Consider the following 17,035-nt stretch of genomic DNA (forward strand, 5'->3'; position numbering starts at 1 on the left):
CGTGCGCGTCTGCATCCTCGGCTGTGGGTACGTCGGGCTCGAACTCGCCCGCCAGCTCCAGCCGACACACGAGGTCGTCGGCGTCCGGCGCTCGGCCGACGGGGCGACGGCCGTCGAGGCCACCGGAGCGACCGCCGTCCGGGCCGACGTGACCGACACCGACGACCTCGCCGCGGTACCGGACGCCGACGCGCTGGTGTTCGCCGCGAGCTCGGGCGGTCGCGGGGCCGACGCGGCCCGCGAGGTCTACGTCGACGGACTCCGGACCGCCATCGAGGCGTTCGGCGCGCGCGACGATCCGCCGGAGCAGCTCGTCTACACCTCCAGCACGGGGGTCTACGGCGACCATGACGGCGGCTGGGTGGACGAGACGACGCCGCTCGACCCGACCACGGAGAAGACGCGGGTGCTCGCCGAGGCCGAGCGCGTCGCACGCGAGGTCGCACCCGAGTACGGCCTCACGGGCCGCGTCGCGCGGTTCGCGGGGCTGTACGGACCGGGCCGCTACCGACTGGAGCGCTACATCCGGGGACCGGTGACCGCCGGCTACCTGAACATGATCCACCGGGACGACGCCGCCGGCGTCGTCCGGTTCATGCTGGAGGGAGCGGACGAGGAACTGCTGCTGGCCGTCGACGACGAGCCGGTCGAGAAGCACTCGTTCGCCGACTGGCTGGCCGACGAGTGCGGTGTCGAGCGGCCAGCGAAGCGGAGCAAGGCCGAGCGGCTGGACGACCCGGACCTGTCGGAGGCGGGACGGCGGCGCATCCTGACGAGCAAGCGCTGCTCGAACGACCGGCTCCGGGAACTGGGCTACGAGTTCCGGTTCCCGACCTACCGCGAGGGCTACCGCGCAGCCATCGAATCGTACCGGAACGCGTCGTAAAATTCTGGATACGGAAGTTCTGCGGAGCAGAATCGCACGGTCGAAAGGTGTGTTTCAGGTGGAGGGGAAGCTTCTTCCCCCCGGGCAATCAAGCGGCACGGGAGATGGGTCTCGCGAGTGGAGGGGCCGTCACAGCGGCTGCGGTCGGCATCGGCCCAGCACTCGATGCAGGGCCCTTCACCGTCGGCGCCGTCGTGCTTGCTGTCGTCGCCACCGGTGGCTACCTGTTGCTGCGGTTCCGGAACTCCAGGACGCCCGGAAAGCGACTGCGGCGTGCGCTCGGGGCCGTCGACGAGGTGGCTGTCCTGACGCACCCGAACCCGGACCCCGACGCGCTGGCCTGTGCGCTGGCCGTGCGCGAACTGGCCGCGTCCGTCGATACGTCCACCACCATCTACTATCCCGGCGAGATCCGCCACGAGGAGAACCTCGCGCTCGTCGAGGAGCTGGATATCGAGGCGACGCGCCTCCGTGACGCGAGCGACATCGCGAACCGGGACGTGGTGCTGGTCGACCACAACCAGCCCCGCGGCTTCGCGGGGGCCGGCGGCGTGGACGCCTACGCCGTCATCGACCACCATCCCGGGGAGGCCGAGGCGACGGCCTTCACGGATATCCGGTCGGACTACGGCGCCTGCGCGAGCCTGCTGGCGGAGTACCTCCGCGAACTCGGCTGGGGGGCCGACGACGGGGGTCGTGACACCCCGGCGATGTCGGAATCGCTCGCGACCGCGCTCGTGTACGGCATCCGGTCGGACACGGCTGGATTCACCCGCGGCTGCACCGCGGCGGAGTTCGACGCCGCAGCCTACTGCTCGGAGCGGGCCGACCCCGACACCATCCAGCGCGTGGCGAACCCCCCCGTGTCGCCGGAGCGGATGGATGTCCGGGCACGGGCCGTCCTCAACCGGGTCCAGCGCGGGGCCTTCGTCTGTACGCACGCCGGGGAGGTCCCCAGCCCGGACGCGGTGGCCCAGGCCGCGGACGACCTCCTCCGGATGAAGGGGACCCGCGCGGTCGTTGTCGCCGGGCGCTGTGACGGGACGCTCCACCTCTCGGGGCGGGCCATCGAGGGGAGCGTCGACATCGGCGAGACGCTGTCGACGGCCATCGAGGGGATTCCGATGGCGGACGCCGGCGGGCACGCCCGGATGGGCGGCGGCCAGCTCTCGGTCGAACACATGGCCGGACTTGGCCCCGGCGACGGCGTGAGCATCGAGCGATTCTTCGAGAGCGTCTTCGCCGTCATGGCCAGCCAGGACCCAGAGGGGGCGCCCGACAAGCCGGCCGAGCCGGTCGCTCCGGGCGCGGTGGCAGCGAGCGAGGCCGACCCGGTTCCCCCCGGGGAGGCAGACCGGGGTGACGTCGGCGACCCGGTCGACCGGCCCGAGGCCAGCGGCGGGGACTGAGTCTGTCATCCGGCCGGTCGGCGCGATGTGCTCGGCCGGACCCGGAAACGTTTAACCGCCGCGTCCGGAACCGGGGGTATGGCCCAGTTCGACAAAGCGGAGGATCGGATGCTGAAGAAGATGATCTGTATGCGCTGCAATGCCCGCAACCCGGAGCGGGCCGACAGCTGCCGGAAGTGCGGCTACAAGAACCTCCGGCCGAAGGCGAAGGAACGGCGCGCAGCCTGAATCAGGGCGGCCGGGCGGCGCCCGCGGTACAGTATCTATCTAACTCCGATATCTCGTTGGAGAGTGTCGGGGATGTTCAGAGATTCCATAATCATTCGTCTTGTCTCTGGCGCAACGCGGACATCTGCGGGTCGGGCATCCCGCCGGCGGGCTACCGGTCGTCGGTCACTCGTCGGGCGGGACTACCCGTCCGGGTACTTCGGTTCGCGCTTCTCGGCCCGTTCAAGCGCCGTCTCGACCACGTCGCGCACGTCGCCGTGGAACACGGCACCGTGGCCGGCGTACATGTGTTCGACCCCCTCGGGCATCCGGTCGAGGAGGTCACGGATGGACTCGATGAGGCGCTCGCGGGACTGGCCGGCCATGTCGGTCCGGCCGAAGGAGCCGTAGTCGAACGCGCCGTCGTCGTGGACGACCACGTCGCCCGAGTAGAGGCTGGTGGCCGAGACGAGCGAGACGTGGTCGTCGGCGTGACCGGGGGTGTAGACCACGTCGCAGTCCTCATCACCGATCTGCACCGTGTCGCCGTCCTCGATGGCATGGGTCCGGCATGAGTGGTCGGCGTAGGCGTACACCGTCGGGTCGAAGGCCTCGCAGACGGCGTCCAGTTCCGCGACGTGGTCGCCGTGCTGGTGGGTCATCACGACCCGGTCCACGTCGTCGACGTGCTTGCGGACGGCGTCGACGACGCCGTCCCACGCGCCGGCGTCGACCAGCGTCGTGACCGACCCCGGCACCAGATACGCGTTGCAGGTGAACGTCTCGGCCCCGTCCGTGACGCAGACGACGTCGGTATCACTCATGAACGGGGCTGGGTCCGGCACCCGCAAAGGCGTTTGCCTCGCGGGGGGTCACGGATGCCCCGAACAGGCCCTTTATCCGGGCGCCGCGCCCCAGTAGGGGTGTGAGCAGTGCGGCCGCGGACTCGGCTGATACGTTCCCAGAGGATACCGACAGCGACGGCCTCGACCCGGAGCTCCCGGAGCCGGAACTCGTCGGCGGGGTCACGGACGAGCGGCTCCCCCTTCGTGTCCGGCTCCGGTCGCTGTACCGGTTCTTCGTCGTCATCGGCGCCTTCCTGCCGTTCGCGGTCGCGTTCCTGCGGGACCGGCGGCGCTGGCTGCTGTTCGGCGAGGGGCGCGAGCGGACCGACGCGGACGACCGTCGCCGCGCCCGGAAGCTGCGCGAGACGCTGCTGGACCTGGGCCCGGCGTTCATCAAGTTCGGCCAGATGCTGTCGACACGGCCGGACGTCCTGCCGCCGGCGTACGTCGAGGAGCTCGCGGCGCTGCAGGACCGTGTCCCACCGGCCCCCTGGTCTGAGGCTCGCGAGGTCCTGGAGGGCGAACTCGGCCCCGTCGACGAGGTGTTCGCCGAGTTCGAGCGCGAGCCCATCAGCGGGGCGAGCATCGGGCAGGTGTACGTCGCGCGGCTCCCGTCCGACGGAGCGGCGAGCGCGGGCGGTAGCGACGTGGCGGTGAAGGTCCTTCGCCCGGGCGTCCGGCCGCGGGTCGAGGCGGACCTCCGGGTCATCCGGACGCTGCTGCCGTTCGTGACGCGGCTGGCGCCGCCGGGTCAGCGGTTCACGCTGGAGAACCTCGCCGACGAGTACGCCGCCACCATCCGCCAGGAGATGGACTACGCCCACGAGGCGCGCCGACAGGAGCTGGTGCGGGCGAACTTCGCCGACGACCCGCAGGTCCGCATCCCGCCCGTCGTCGCCGAGTTGACCACCGACCGCGTCATCGTCTCCGAGTACGTCGAGGGGACGAAGATATCGAACGTCTCGACGCTCCGGTCGATGGGTATCGACACGACGGCGCTGGCCCGACGGTTGCTGGAGGCGTACATCGAGATGATCATCGAGGACGGCGTCTTCCACGCCGACCCCCATCCCGGGAACCTGGCGGTGCAACCCGATGGGACGCTCGTGTTCTACGACTTCGGGCTGACGGGGACGCTCAGCGAGCGCCGGCGCGACGAACTGTTCGAGTTCTACGTCGCCGTCGCCAGCGAGGACATCGAGGGCGTGCTGGACGCGTTCGAGGGGATGGGGGCGCTGGACCCGGACGCCGACCGGGAGTTCATGCGCGCGGGGATGCAGCTCGCGTTCGACAACCTGCGGGGCGGCGAGGTGGACGTGAGCGAGGTGCGCGAGCTGGTCGAGGGGTTCCAGGGGACGCTCCGGGAGTTCCCGATGCGGCTGCCCCGGGACCTCGCGCTCATGGTGCGGACCTCGACCATCCTGGAGGGGGTGTGTTACACGCTGGACGACGACTTCGACTTCATCGCGGTCGTGACCGACTACGTCCGGGAGGAGCAGGGCCAGGAGTCGGTCCAGCGGCTCCTCGAGGCGGGACTCGACGAGGCTGCCCGGATCGGGCTCGCGGTGTTCCGCGCGCCGACGGGTGCCGAGCGTGCGCTCGACCGCGTCCGCCGCGGGAACGTCGAGGTCACGGCGAGGGTCCACGACGACGGGCGGGTCGTCCGGCGGCTCGGGCTACGGATCGTCCTTGGCGGGCTCACGACCTCCGGGGTCGTGATGACGGCACTCGCCTACGGCTTCCGGGACGTGGTCGGGACCGTGATCGTCGCGGTCACGGCCGCCGCGACGGCCGGACTGCTGGGGCTGACCGCGTGGTCGTTCCGACGGTCCCGGGGTATCAGGGCCACGCCACAGTTCACCCGGCAGAACATGCGCGAGCGCCAGGGCCGCGACGAGTGAGCGGGTCGTCCGGCCGGCGCGTCACCAGCCCGTGCCGCCGACGGCTCCGCGGCGAAACGGTTTTCCTCCGAACGACACAACGGGTGCCCATGAGTGGCAACGAGGAAGACATCGAGGAGCTCCGAGAGCAGAAGATGAAGGAGCTGAAGGAGCGCCAGGGCCAGGGCGGCCAGGGCGGCATGGACGAGGAGGCCGCCGAGGCCCAGCGCGAGCAGGCCGAGGCACAGAAGAAGGCGATGCTCCGGAAGGCGCTGGACGACGGGGCCCGCAAGCGCCTCAACACCATCCGGATGAGCAAGCCGGACTTCGCCGAGAAGGTCGAACAGCAGGTCATCGCGCTGCATCGCTCCGGCCGGCTCCAGGGCCGTATCGACGAGGAGCAGATGAAGGAGCTGCTGCAGGAGCTCAAGCCCGAGAAGCAGAGCTTCGACATCAAGCGCCGGTAGCGTGGCCCCCACCGAGGTGCCGGCGACCGGCCGCCGGCCGGACGCGTGGGTCCTGTTCAGCGCCGGGAAGGACTCCGCGCTGGCCGCACTCCTCCTCGAACCGTTCTACGACGTGACGCTCGTGACCATCGGGTTCGGCGTCGAGGCGGCTCCCAGGCCCGGTCCCGGCCTCACCGACGCGACCGAACACGCGGGCGAGGCCGCCGCCGCCCTCGGATTCGACCACCGGGTCGTCTCGCTGCCGGCGTCCGTCGCCGAGGACGCGGCGGCCCGCACCGTCGAGGACGGCTACCCCAACGAGGCCATCCAGTCGGTTCACGAGCGCGCGCTGGAGGCCGTCGCGGAAGCGGTCGTCGATGCGGGTGACCGCGATGATGCTGCCGGTCCCCCGGTCGTCGCGGACGGAACCCGGCGTGACGACCGCGTGCCACGCCTCGACAGGCCGGCCGTCCAGAGCCTGGAGGACCGCCACGGCGTCGACTACGTCGTCCCGCTGCGGGGCTACGGCCGGTCGGCCATCGACCGCCTCACCGACCGGTACCTGGCCGTCACCGACGGCCCGAGCGAGACGGTGGCGAAGGCCGACTACGAGACGGCCATCAGGGCGGTGCTCCGACGCGACCACGACGGAGCGAGCATCGAGGACCTGTTCCCGGCACACACGCAGTCGCGCGTGACCGGGCGGACGGACCGGTAGGGGAGGACAGATATATCTCGAATTTGCGATATATGGTACTAATATTTCAACTTACGATGATATATGCTCTACAGATCCATTATCGAAATTCCTGACAGGATATCGCGGACGCCGGTTCCAGCCGAGTCGTGGGCCGGCTCAGTCGTCGGCGGTGCCCGACTCGGGCTCGACCGGGGGTGCGGACGCGTTCGCGTTGTGCTCGCGGGCGCGGCGGCGCATCTCCGGGCTCATCCCGGGCACCTGGTCGGCCGTCACCTCGCCCTCGGCCTCGATGGCCTCGAGCGAGCGGGGGTACTTCCGCAGCCGGTAGTGGATGCCGATACCGGCCTTCGCGCCCTGGCCCATCGCGACCGGGATCTGGTTGTGGCCGGGGACGATGTCGCCGACGGCCGAGACCCCCTCGACGGAGGTGCGGCCGTGGTCGTCGACGGCGATGGTGCCGTCGTCGTTCAGGTCGACGCCGAGCTGCTCGGCGAGGCCGGTGTTGTAGTCGCTCCCGTACATCGGGAAGCCGCCGCGGTACGCGCGGCGCGTGCCGTCCTCGAAGACGAACGCCTCGAGCCAGCCGTCCTCGCCCTTCTCGATGCTCTCGATGTCCTCGTGGATGACGTCGATGGGGTGGGCAGCGAGCTGGCGGTCGGTCTCGTCGGACCACTCGGGCTCGTCGCCGCGGGTGAGCAGGTCCACCTCGTCGGTGAAGTTGAGCATGATCATCGCGACCTTCGCGGCGGCCTCGCCGGTCCCCATCACCCAGACCGGCTGGTCGACGAACATGTAGGCGTCGCAGTGGAGACACCAGTGGAGCCCGCGGCCGGTCCGGGGGAGCGGCGGGTCCGGACGGACGTCGGAGAACCCCGTCGCGAGGACGACGTGGTCGACGACGACCTCGACCTCGTTGGCGGTGAGCCGGAAGCGACCGTCCTCGGTGCGCTCGGCGTCGCTCACGAAGTCGCGATGGTAGTCGGCGCCGTACTCCTCGACCTGCTCCTGGGCGGTCTGGAGGAACTCGTTGCCGCTCACGTCCTCGGTGACGCCGATGACGTTGTGGGTGTCCAGCATCATCGCCGCGCGCCCGCCGCCGCGGTTGATGACGACGGTGTCGTGGCCCAGCCGCGTCGTGTAGACAGCCGTGGTCAGGCCGGCGGGGCCGCCGCCGACCACCGCCACCTCGTACTCGTTCTGGCTCTCGCTGTCGGTCATCGGAGACGGATAGTGCCGGGTTACAGTTAACTGGTCGGTAAGCCCCGGGTAACCGGGCGTCAGGGGGGCACCGGCGACACTGGACAGCTGCGGCCCGTCGGCCGCCCGCAAGGGATATGAGCCGTCGAGCCGCAGTGTCGGTCATGACGTTCGACCCCGAGAGCAGCCTCCCGCAGGAGGAGGTCGACGAGCAGGTCGAGAGGGCCATCGCGGAGAACGAGGTGGTGCTGTTCATGAAGGGGACGCCGCTGATGCCCCAGTGTGGCTACTCCGACCGGGCGCTGTCGCTCATCGACGAGTACCGCGACGAGTTCGAGACCGTCGACGTGCTGGAGTCCCTCGACGAGTACCGGGCGGCGCTGGAGACGCACAGCGGCTGGGAGACCATCCCCCAGACGTTCGTCGACGGCGAGTTCGTCGGCGGGAGCGACGTGCTGGTCGAACTCCACGAGCGGGGTGACCTGGCGGAGACGCTGCAGGCCTGAAACGGGGACCAGCGCCCCGCCAGGTCACCCCGCCACGGCCGTTCGCGCCGAGAGACACAACTATAAGTGAGAAATCCCTATATACAGACGACCACCCAACCGATGGGGGTCTGCCGCTCCCCAGGGACAGGGATAATATGAACAGCAGGGTATTCAGACTCCATTCGACACTCGAACTGCCACTAGACGATGTCCACGAGTTCTTCGAGGACCCGGACCTCCCCGTAGAGATCAAGGACATCGAGATCACGCGCCGGAACAACACGCTGATCATCTCCTCGGTCGCGGCCGAGGAGAACATCTCGAAGTACACGCCGACGGCCCAGCTGAAGGCCAGCGTCACGGAGAACCGTGTCTACGAGAACGAGGACGGCGAGTGGCAGGAGACGCCACCGGACGACGGGCCCGGCGGCGGCGGCTCCGTCTCCTCCGGCAGCGGCGGCGGTGGGCCCTCCTGGTCCAGCCTCGGCGGCGAGCAGGAGGCCGAGCAGGAGGTCCGCTCGAAGCTCATCGAGTACGCGTGCTTCAAGGGTGACCGCGAGACCGTGCTCCAGAACACCGAACTGCAGTACCCGATGTTCGAGGTGCTGTGCAACCTGGCACGCACCTCGGACAAGGGTTCGCTCGAGGCCATCACCGCGGTCGGCGACGACCTCGAGGCCGTCCGCATCGTCGACGGTGAGGACCGCCCCGCCCGCGTGAAGGTCGTCGAGGACCCCCGCGAGAGCGACAACGGCGGCGTGGACTGGCGCGACAACAAGTTCATCAACTGATCCCTCCCCTTCTTCGGCAGCTCCCTTCCCCCCGACCTGGCCGGCCGTATCCATTCCACGCTACACGGTAGCATCCAACACACTCCAGCGGCCACGCTCCGCCCCGGGGTAAAGAAGGCCCGCATATCTGATGGACAAGGCCGAGGCCGTGTCCGCCTGACGAGGGCGTATGCAGCTCTCAGACGAGGACCGGATGTTCAAGGACTCGCTGCGTGACTTCCTGGAGAACGAGATCGCCCCCGACCTGCCCGAGGCCGACAAGGAGGCCCTGAGCAAGGACGAGGTCATCGCGTACCAGCAGGAACTCGGCGAGCTGGGCGTCGGCCCCGCCAGCGGCGAGGGGTTCGCCGACCCGATGACCTACACCATCACCTCCGAGGAGCTCTCGCGGGTGTGGCCGTCGCTGAACGTCGCGCTGATGATGTCGTTCCCGGCGCAGTTCGGCAAGTACGCCGGCGAGCGGACCCGCGAGGCACTCACCGACAAGGTCGAGGACGGCTCCTGTATCGCCTGTATGGCCGTCACGGAGCCGGAGGGCGGCAGCGACACGGCCAACCCGAACACCACCGCGCGCAAGGACGGCGACGAGTACGTCATCAACGGCGAGAAGACGTGGGTCTCGAACGCCACCATCGCGGACATGGCGCTGGTCGTCGCGCAGGACCAGGAGACGGACACGCGTGACTTCTTCATCGTCGACAAGGAGACGACCGGCTTCGAGACGCGCGAACTCGACAAGCTCGGCTGGAAGGGCTCGCCGACGGGCCAGATGTTCTTCGACGACATCCGCGTCCCCGAGGAGAACAAGCTGATGACCGCCGTCGGCAACATGGTCGCCGAGGGCGAGGGCGCCATCATGGACGCCCCGATGTTCCAGAGCGCGAAGCCGCTCAACGCCATCTTCTCGTACATGCGGACGGGGATGGCCGCGATGTCGGTCGGCATCCTGCAGGCCTGTATGGAGGAGGCGCTCGATTACGCGAAGGAGCGCGAGGTCGGCGGCGGCCCCATCGCGGGCAAGCAGCTCGTTCAGGACCTGCTCTACCAGATCAAGTGCTCGCTGGAGACCTCCCGTCTCCTGACCTACCACGCCGCCGACCTGGTCGAGCGCGGCGACGACGAGGCCCGGCTGATGTCCTCGCTCGCGAAGGGGTACGCCTGCGAGCAGTCCGTCGAAGGGGCGTCCAACGCGATGCAGGTGTTCGGTGCGAACGGGCTCTCGAAGGACTACCCGCTCGAGCGCTACTACCGCGACGCCCGCACCATGACCATCCCGGACGGCACGACCGAGATCCAGAAGCTCATCGTCGGCTACGAGCTGACGGACATTCCCGGCTACTGAACGACACCTCGTCACCGGGACCGAACGTCTCCTCGGTCTGGGAGACTGGGTCGCGGACCGGCTGCCGTCGTCGGTCCCGAGCGGTCCGCTGACCTGCCGTGTTGCAGGTTAACACGTGAGATTCGTGCCGTAAAACACTTACAACTGGCTAATTACATCTCATTACGAGATGACCGACTTCCCCGACTACCTTGACGTCGACTACACGGACGGCGAAGGTGAGAACCCCGAGGACTACCCGACCATCGAGGACAAGATCGAGAAGGCCCTCGCGGTCGTGGAGACGGGGCTGCGCGAGTACGAGAACCCGGCCATCATGTGGACCGGCGGGAAGGACTCGACCCTGACGCTGTACTTCGTGAAGGAGGTCGTCGACCAGTTCGACCTGGAGATGCCGCCGACGGTCTTCATCGACCACTACCAGCACTTCGACGAGCTGATGGACTTCGTCGAGCGCTGGGCCGACGAGTGGGACCTCGAAGTGGTGTACGCCCGCAACACGGACGTCGGCGAGTACGTCGAGGAGAACGGCCTCGAACCCGGCGACGATATCCCCATCGACGCCCTCTCCGAGCACAACCAGCACCACGTCCGTAACATCCTCGAGTACGAGGAGGAGACGTTCCCGTTCCTGCTGGACACGTACGTCGGCAACCACCTCCTCAAGACGGTGGCGCTGAACGACGCGCTCGAGGAGTACGACATCGACGGCATCATCTCCGGCATCCGCTGGGACGAGCAGGAGGCCCGCGCCGACGAGACGTTCTTCTCGCCCCGGCACGACCCGGACATCTACCCGCCCCACGACCGCATCCAGCCCATCCTCCAGTTCGCCGAGGCCGACGTCTGGGACGCCTTCTGGTACTTCGTCGTGCCGGAGACGGTCGAGGGCTACCCCGAGGAGGGCTACGTCCCGCAGTCGCTCGACGACCTGCCCAACGACCTGACTCCCGAGGACATCCCGGTCTCACCGAAGTACTTCGAGGGCTTCCGGTCGCTCGGCTCGGAGGTCTCGACCGGCAAGTCCGCCGACGAACCCGCCTGGCTCCAGGACATGGAGAACACCTCCGAGCGCGGCAACCGCGCCCAGGACAAGGAGGATCTGATGGAGCGGCTCCGCGACCTCGGCTACATGTGAGGTGGGGCTCCCGCGAGGGAGCGCGGGTCACGACCCGTTCGCGAGGCCGGCCGACCGCCGCCCGGTTCGGACCGGTCGAACCGCACGCCTGACGGCGGACGTCCGCACATCTTCCGATTCCTGGGCCCGTCGCCCCGATTCCGTCCCTTCACCTGCAGAACGTTTTTTCCGGCTCACACCGAATCCCCGGGCATGGACATCGACCTCCGGGCGGCCCTCGTCGGGAGCGACCGCGAGCGGTCGCTGGCGGGCGTCGCGGTCGCTGCGGGGCTGTACCTCCTCGTCCTGACGCTCTCGATGCTCCCGGTGTCGGTCGGGGCCGTCCTCGAACCCGGACTGGTGGTCGTCGGGGTCGGCCTGGCGGGCTGGTGGGCCTACGAGAACAGCGGCTTCGCCGTGGCCGTCGCGCTCGTCCTGTTCCCGGTGCTGGCGCGCCTGACGTACTACTCCTGGCTGTACGCCGGGCGGGCACTCCCCGTCGCGCTCCCGCTCTCGTTCGGTGGCGGTGGCGCGTGGGAGATGTGGGTGCCGCTGGCGGTCGGCCTCGGCACCGTCGCGTTCGGACTCGGGGTCCTCGCACGCTGGGGCCGCCGGGTCGCGAGCGGCCGGACGCGGTCGGTCGCGTGAGCGACCCTCGGACCTCCGCCCCCCGGTGGTCGGCCGTACGCTCCTCGAGCGGGCCCGCAGGTACAGGTCGCGCCGCTATCCGGATTCCATAGTTCCGGGTACAACGCATCAACCGGGGCCGTTATCGATATCTGCCCGCACCAGAGCGATGATTTTCTCCGCCCACCTACAATCCGCCACGCGTACTCCCGGCGCGGTACTCCCCGTGTTTGACCCCGATGGCGAGACAGACGAGCCCGAACACGACGGTCGAGGGGAGGACCATCATCAGGATGGTCCCGGTCGCCATCGGGATGGGGGCCGCGACGAGGCCACCGATGCCGACCGCGATGATCGCCGCGAAGATGCCGGCCGTGACGGTCAGGTCGAACTCCATACCTCCAGTAGGCGCGAACGGATTATGAGGATTGGTCAGGCGGGTGCGTCTGCCGCTTCGGCGTCGGGAATCAGTCGTTGGACGCCTTCGCGCCGTCCTCGTTCTTCTGCTCCTCGTCATCCCGTGGCCGGGTGAGGTTCGCCAGGGTCACGACGAGCCCCAGCAGCCATCCCACCGGGACGGCGATGCCGAACCACATGAGCGCGAACGCGATGCCCTGGAGTTCGAACCGGTCCCGGAGCAGCTGTTTGAGCCCGATGGGCTCGAACACCTGGTTGAGCAGGACGATGGCGATCTGCCGGCTCTGGGTGAACACGATGGCCCCGACGGCATCGGAGTAGAACGCCGCCACGACCGGCGGTAGCAGGATGGCGGTCACGCCGAACGGGTACGCCAGCAGGACCGTCGTCGCGCGGCCGCCCTTCGCCCAGAAGATGAAGGCGAGCGCCGAGGAGACGACGGCGGTGATGCTCGCGACCAGCACCGCCAGGAACCCGGGTTGGCCGAACCCGCCGTAGAAGCGGACGAGCGCGGTCAGTGCCCCCCAGATGACCGTCATCACCAGTATCGTCCCGCCGAGGCCGATGCGGGTGGCGAGGCTGTCGAACCGCCGGGAGTAGAACCGGACGACCACGCCGAACAGCATCAGCGGGTAGAGGACTGCCACGAGCGGGACGCCGAGCGCCCCCCAGACGCGGTACTTCACCTTGTCCCCGGTGGTGGAGGGCTTCCACTTGCCGAGCACCGAGTGCTGGGCGCCACGCTGGCGAGGGAACAGCAGTTCCATCCACGTCTCGTGCAACCGCTGCACGTCGAGACGGACGCCGTCGACGACGCCGTCACGCTGCTCGGTCGACATGTCGGTGCGGTTGCGGGCGCCGTACGTCAACCTTCCGCCCGCCGGGAGCGCCGTGGCCACAGAGCGGTGAGTCCTGCCGGTCCGGCCGGACGGCTCCCTACTCGCTCCAGGCGTCGGGGCCGAAGTCGGGGTGGACCCGGCGGTCGGTCTCCTCGATGCCGTCGATGGTGGATAGCTCCTCGTCGCTGAGCTCCAGGTCCAGCGACGCCCAGTTGTCGAGGACGTGGTCCTCGCTGGTCGCCTTCGGGATGGCGGCGATGCCCTTCTCGCGGAGCCAGGCCAGCGACACCTGCGCCTCGCTGACGCCGTGGCGCTCGGCGATCTCGGTCAGCTCGTTGACCTCGAACACCTGCCCTCGGGCGAGCGGGGAGTAGGCCACCAGCTCGACGCCGTTGTCCTCGGCGTAGCGCCGGAGCTCGTGCTGCTGGAGGAGCGGATGCATCTCGACCTGGTTGGCGAACGGCTGCTCGCCCAGTACCTCCGTCGCGCGGTCGAGGTGCTCGGGCTCGAAGTTCGAGACGCCGATGCGCTCGATGGCGCCGTCGTTGCGGAGTTCCTCGAACGCCTCCAGCGTCTCCGTGGGCTCGTACTCGCGGGCGGGCCAGTGGACGTACAGGAGGTCGACGTGCTCGACCCCGAGCCGGTCGAGGCTGTCCTCGGTCGTCGAGATGACGTCGTCGTAGGACAGGTTGTCGATCCACACCTTCGTCGCGAGGAACACGTTCTCGCGGTCGACATCGGCGCGCTCGATACCCTCGCCGACGGCCTCCTCGTTCCCGTAGGCCTGCGCGGTGTCGATGTGGCGATAGCCCGCATCGAGCGCTGTCGCGACCGACTCGGCACACTGGTCCGGGTCGTCGTTCTGCCAGGTCCCGAGGCCGAGCAGCGGCATCCCGCGCGTCTCCGGCCCGCCGACCTGCTGCTGTTGCTGGTTGCTCATGCTGACTGGCCGTTCGACGGGGAGCCGAATATCCGTTGGGGAACCGGCCGACGTCGCTTCGAGACCGGTGTTCACGTCCTTCGGGGGGACGCCCCGTCCGGAGCGTGCGACTACGTCACACAGGTACATAAACGTCGGTACATGGCAGGCAGAACGGGTAGGCGACTGTACTCGAAGGGATGGACATGGACAGGGACAGGCAGCACGGACTGGAACGGCGCTCGGTACTGCGGGCGATGGGCGCGGGGGCGACGCTCTCGGGCCTGGATGCAGTGACGGGTGACGGCGGTGGTGGACTGGCGGCGCTCCGCTCGCAGGCGGATCCGACGACCCCCGGCGCGGAGCTGGGCGCGGCGATGAACGACTGGTTCGCGGGGCGCTCGTTCGTGAGCGACGAGCAGTGTGCCTACCCCGGTCGCGGCGGCATCATCGGGGAAGCCGCGGACTTCGAGCTGTACGGCCCGACGGACATCAACGCCCAGACCAGCAACGGCTCGCTGGCGGTGGGCATCAGCGACGAGGGGACGCTGACGGTGTTCCGGTGGCCCCGGCCCTCCTTCTTCGACCAGCTGAAGTACAAGACCAACAGCCGCGCCGAGCCCCCCTCCGGCACGGAACACGGCAAGTTCGGCGCCTACCCGAACGCGGGGGCGTTCCTGGGGCTGCTCGTCGACCGCGAGGACGGGACGGGGACCGACCTCACCTGGCTCCGCGAGGATGCGTGGGCGAAGGCCCAGGCGTACACCGACGACGACGCCGATCCGACGGACCTCGCGGACTCGGTCCGAACGGAGTTCCGCAACGACGGGCTCGGCCTGACGGTCGTGGTCCGGGACGTGGTGGCCCGGGGCGACACCGACCGCGGCGGCGACGCGACTGGCGACGGCGACGACGTGCTCTACCGGGACGTGATGGTCGCGCGCGACGCCGACTCCCCGGTCGAGACGGCGAAGCTCGCGGCGTTCGAGAACCTCAATCTCGTCGTCTCGAAGAAGCCCAAATCGCCGACCCGGGACTGGTGTGAGGAGGAGGAGAACCGGGACATCGCCCGGTACCTCCCCGGGGCCGACGCCATCGTCCACGAGGCAGCCGGCACCGACACCTCGACCGGCGAGCCCCGCCGCGTCGCGGTCGCGATGGGGTTCGCGGGCGAGAGCGACGGCCACCAGGTCGGCGGCGACGCCTACGAGCCGACGGCCACGCCGGCCGGTCAGGGTGGCCCCACACAGGACGCCTACGACGACCTCCGGGACGGCGAGCTGCAGGGTAACGACCGGTTCGCGGGCCAGACGACCGGCGCGATGGTCACCGAACTGGCCTTCGAGGGTGACGACGGCGGTACCGCCAGCGAGGCCGTGCTGTTCACGGCCGGCGAGACGGCCGCCGCGGCGACGAGCCTCCTCGGCGAGTACCGCACGCGGTCGTTCGCCAGCATCGACCGGGCGAAGCGTGACTGGATCGAGCACCTGCTCGAGGACCCGCCGCTGCCGGACACGGACGATACGGCGGTGCTGGCGCTGTGCAAGCGCGCGCTCGTGACGCTCGTGACGAGCTACGACCCGCGGTCGGGGGCCATCGTCGCCTCCATCGCCACCCAGGCGCCGTACGGGGAGGACTGGGTCCGCGACGGCGCCTTCTTCAACTACGGGCTCGGGATGATCGGCCGCGGCGAGTGGATCGACAGGCGCAACCGCTGGTACGCCGAGATACAGCAGTCCGAGGCGAACCCGCACCCGACGTACCCGGACACCCCCCGGGGCAACTGGCCGATGAACCACTACGCCGACGGCGTCGCCGGCGGGCCCATCGACTGGGAGATCGACGAGACGGGCTACGGCATCTGGACCATCGTCGACCACTACGAACTCACGGGTGACGAGGACTACCTCGAAGCCGTCTGGCCGGCCATCGAGCGCGCGGCGGACTTCCTGGTCGAGTGGAAGGATCCCCGCAACAACCTGCAGGCCCACGCCAGCGAGGACGACCACCCGGAGCCGACCCAGAGCATCATCGGCGCGGCGACGGTGTGGCTGGGACTGGGCTCGGCGGTCACCGCCGCCGAAGCACTCGGGGAGGACGAGAAGGCCGCGACGTACCGCGCCCGCCGGAGCGAACTGCGGGATGCGGCCGAGCGGCTGCTGTACGCCCAGCCCACCGACGGCCGCGCGGGCTTCTACGGCAAGAAGAAGGGCTTCCCGATGGCGCCGCTGGCCTGGCCGATCTGCTGGGACGATTACGACTCCCACCGGATGCGGAACCACCTGCACGCCGTCTGGCAGCAGCTCGGCGGCTCCTTCGCCGAGCCCGCGGCCGGGGAGAAGGACTCGGGTCTGTACGAGTCGAAGGGCCTCGTCCCGCTGGCCCAGGCCACCCGCGACGGCCCCGTCTCGGCGCCCGGCATCGACGGCGAGGTCACCGCCGGCGACGTGAAGGACGGTATCGACTGGATCGCCAACCGCCACGCCACGCCCGATACCCACATCATGGGCGAGATCTGGATCCGCCGCGAGGGGGAGGTGAAGACGACCGTCTCGCAGCCACACGTCTGGGAGCAGATCCTGTTCTACCTCGCGGCGCTGGAGGCCTACCCGCCGACCGACGAGTACGACCTCTCCCTGGAGGCGTCCTGCGGCGGCGTCATCGACCAGCTCAGGCACATCGAGACGAACGGGTCGGCACCCGGCCGGTCGGGCAAGACCCCCGACGACTTCGGGGCCGGCCCCGGGAACGCCGAGCGGTCGTCCGGCCAGCAGGAGTCACCGGACGGGGACGAAGACGAGGGAGACGCCGGACCTCCGGGTGGCGACGGCGGCGCCTCGCCGTTCCCGTGGCCGATGCCGAACGTGTTCTGATAGCTCTGGTCGAGGCGGGGGTATAATCGGATAATTCTGCACCTTCACCTCT

Annotated in this window: 17 protein-coding genes; 12 read left to right on the forward strand and 5 right to left on the reverse strand. The window is 69.3% G+C overall.

Going from position 1 to position 17,035, the window contains the following annotated elements:
• Window position 1: 1 nt before the first annotated feature.
• The 3 genes from P2T62_RS08370 (at window position 2) to P2T62_RS08380 (ending at window position 2,523) form a co-directional block, all read left to right on the forward strand.
• On the forward strand, window positions 2-886 hold the full coding sequence (locus P2T62_RS08370) for an SDR family oxidoreductase (protein WP_276260944.1): 885 nt from the start codon (window positions 2-4) through the stop codon (window positions 884-886).
• Between the two features lie 104 nt (window positions 887-990).
• Window positions 991-2,295, forward strand: a complete 1,305-nt coding sequence (locus P2T62_RS08375; protein ID WP_276260945.1) for a DHH family phosphoesterase — start codon at window positions 991-993, stop codon at window positions 2,293-2,295.
• 78 nt (window positions 2,296-2,373) lie between these two features.
• Window positions 2,374-2,523 carry a 50S ribosomal protein L40e gene (locus tag P2T62_RS08380; protein WP_276260946.1) on the forward strand — a complete coding sequence of 50 codons (150 nt, stop codon included), beginning with the start codon at window positions 2,374-2,376 and terminating at the stop codon, window positions 2,521-2,523.
• A gap of 182 nt (window positions 2,524-2,705) precedes the next feature.
• Here P2T62_RS08380 and P2T62_RS08385 read toward each other — a convergent pair whose 3' ends face one another.
• Window positions 2,706-3,326 (reverse strand): MBL fold metallo-hydrolase, encoded by a 621-nt coding sequence (locus P2T62_RS08385; protein WP_276260947.1) that lies wholly within the window; start codon window positions 3,324-3,326, stop codon window positions 2,706-2,708.
• A 101-nt stretch (window positions 3,327-3,427) separates the two neighbouring features.
• Here P2T62_RS08385 and P2T62_RS08390 point away from each other — a divergent pair, with 101 nt between their 5' ends.
• From P2T62_RS08390 to P2T62_RS08400, 3 genes are all read left to right on the forward strand, one after another.
• The gene (locus P2T62_RS08390) at window positions 3,428-5,248 is read left to right on the forward strand and encodes an ABC1 kinase family protein (RefSeq protein WP_276260948.1); all 1,821 of its coding nucleotides are present in this window, start codon (window positions 3,428-3,430) and stop codon (window positions 5,246-5,248) included.
• Between the two features lie 89 nt (window positions 5,249-5,337).
• Window positions 5,338-5,694, forward strand: coding sequence for a DNA-binding protein (locus P2T62_RS08395; protein WP_276260949.1), 357 nt, complete (start codon window positions 5,338-5,340; stop codon window positions 5,692-5,694).
• A 1-nt stretch (window position 5,695) separates the two neighbouring features.
• The gene (locus tag P2T62_RS08400) at window positions 5,696-6,391 is read left to right on the forward strand and encodes a DUF7411 family protein (RefSeq protein ID WP_276260950.1); all 696 of its coding nucleotides are present in this window, start codon (window positions 5,696-5,698) and stop codon (window positions 6,389-6,391) included.
• Between the two features lie 138 nt (window positions 6,392-6,529).
• Here the strand turns inward: P2T62_RS08400 and P2T62_RS08405 are convergent, their stop codons facing one another.
• The gene (locus tag P2T62_RS08405; RefSeq protein ID WP_276260951.1) at window positions 6,530-7,591 is read right to left on the reverse strand and encodes an NAD(P)/FAD-dependent oxidoreductase; all 1,062 of its coding nucleotides are present in this window, start codon (window positions 7,589-7,591) and stop codon (window positions 6,530-6,532) included.
• Between the two features lie 143 nt (window positions 7,592-7,734).
• On the opposite strand from P2T62_RS08405, the gene P2T62_RS08410 reads away from it, so the two are divergent.
• The 5 genes from P2T62_RS08410 to P2T62_RS08430 all read left to right on the forward strand — a co-directional run bounded on the left by P2T62_RS08410 (window position 7,735) and on the right by P2T62_RS08430 (window position 11,956).
• Window positions 7,735-8,076 carry a glutaredoxin family protein gene (locus P2T62_RS08410; RefSeq protein WP_276260952.1) on the forward strand — a complete coding sequence of 114 codons (342 nt, stop codon included), beginning with the start codon at window positions 7,735-7,737 and terminating at the stop codon, window positions 8,074-8,076.
• Window positions 8,077-8,213: 137 nt separating this feature from the next.
• Window positions 8,214-8,849, forward strand: coding sequence for a DUF7110 family protein (locus tag P2T62_RS08415; protein WP_276260953.1), 636 nt, complete (start codon window positions 8,214-8,216; stop codon window positions 8,847-8,849).
• Window positions 8,850-9,018: 169 nt separating this feature from the next.
• Window positions 9,019-10,191 carry an acyl-CoA dehydrogenase family protein gene (locus tag P2T62_RS08420; RefSeq protein ID WP_276260954.1) on the forward strand — a complete coding sequence of 391 codons (1,173 nt, stop codon included), beginning with the start codon at window positions 9,019-9,021 and terminating at the stop codon, window positions 10,189-10,191.
• Between the two features lie 169 nt (window positions 10,192-10,360).
• The gene (locus tag P2T62_RS08425) at window positions 10,361-11,329 is read left to right on the forward strand and encodes a phosphoadenosine phosphosulfate reductase family protein (RefSeq protein ID WP_276260955.1); all 969 of its coding nucleotides are present in this window, start codon (window positions 10,361-10,363) and stop codon (window positions 11,327-11,329) included.
• Window positions 11,330-11,521: 192 nt separating this feature from the next.
• Window positions 11,522-11,956 (forward strand): hypothetical protein, encoded by a 435-nt coding sequence (locus P2T62_RS08430; protein ID WP_276260956.1) that lies wholly within the window; start codon window positions 11,522-11,524, stop codon window positions 11,954-11,956.
• 166 nt (window positions 11,957-12,122) lie between these two features.
• Here the strand turns inward: P2T62_RS08430 and P2T62_RS08435 are convergent, their stop codons facing one another.
• The 3 genes from P2T62_RS08435 to P2T62_RS08445 form a co-directional block, all read right to left on the reverse strand.
• Complete coding sequence (locus P2T62_RS08435; RefSeq protein WP_276260957.1) at window positions 12,123-12,332, reverse strand: DUF7333 family protein; 210 nt, start codon at window positions 12,330-12,332, stop codon at window positions 12,123-12,125.
• 70 nt (window positions 12,333-12,402) lie between these two features.
• Window positions 12,403-13,191, reverse strand: coding sequence for a hypothetical protein (locus P2T62_RS08440; RefSeq protein ID WP_276260958.1), 789 nt, complete (start codon window positions 13,189-13,191; stop codon window positions 12,403-12,405).
• Window positions 13,192-13,288: 97 nt separating this feature from the next.
• Window positions 13,289-14,083 (reverse strand): aldo/keto reductase, encoded by a 795-nt coding sequence (locus tag P2T62_RS08445; RefSeq protein WP_420028445.1) that lies wholly within the window; start codon window positions 14,081-14,083, stop codon window positions 13,289-13,291.
• Between the two features lie 233 nt (window positions 14,084-14,316).
• Here P2T62_RS08445 and P2T62_RS08450 point away from each other — a divergent pair, with 233 nt between their 5' ends.
• Window positions 14,317-16,983, forward strand: coding sequence for a glycoside hydrolase family 15 protein (locus tag P2T62_RS08450; protein ID WP_276260960.1), 2,667 nt, complete (start codon window positions 14,317-14,319; stop codon window positions 16,981-16,983).
• The last annotated feature ends 52 nt before the right edge of the window (window positions 16,984-17,035 follow it).

Origin of the sequence: Haloglomus litoreum (genome assembly GCF_029338515.1) — an archaeon.
In the GTDB taxonomy this organism is placed as follows: Archaea; Halobacteriota; Halobacteria; order Halobacteriales; family Haloarculaceae; genus Haloglomus; species Haloglomus litoreum.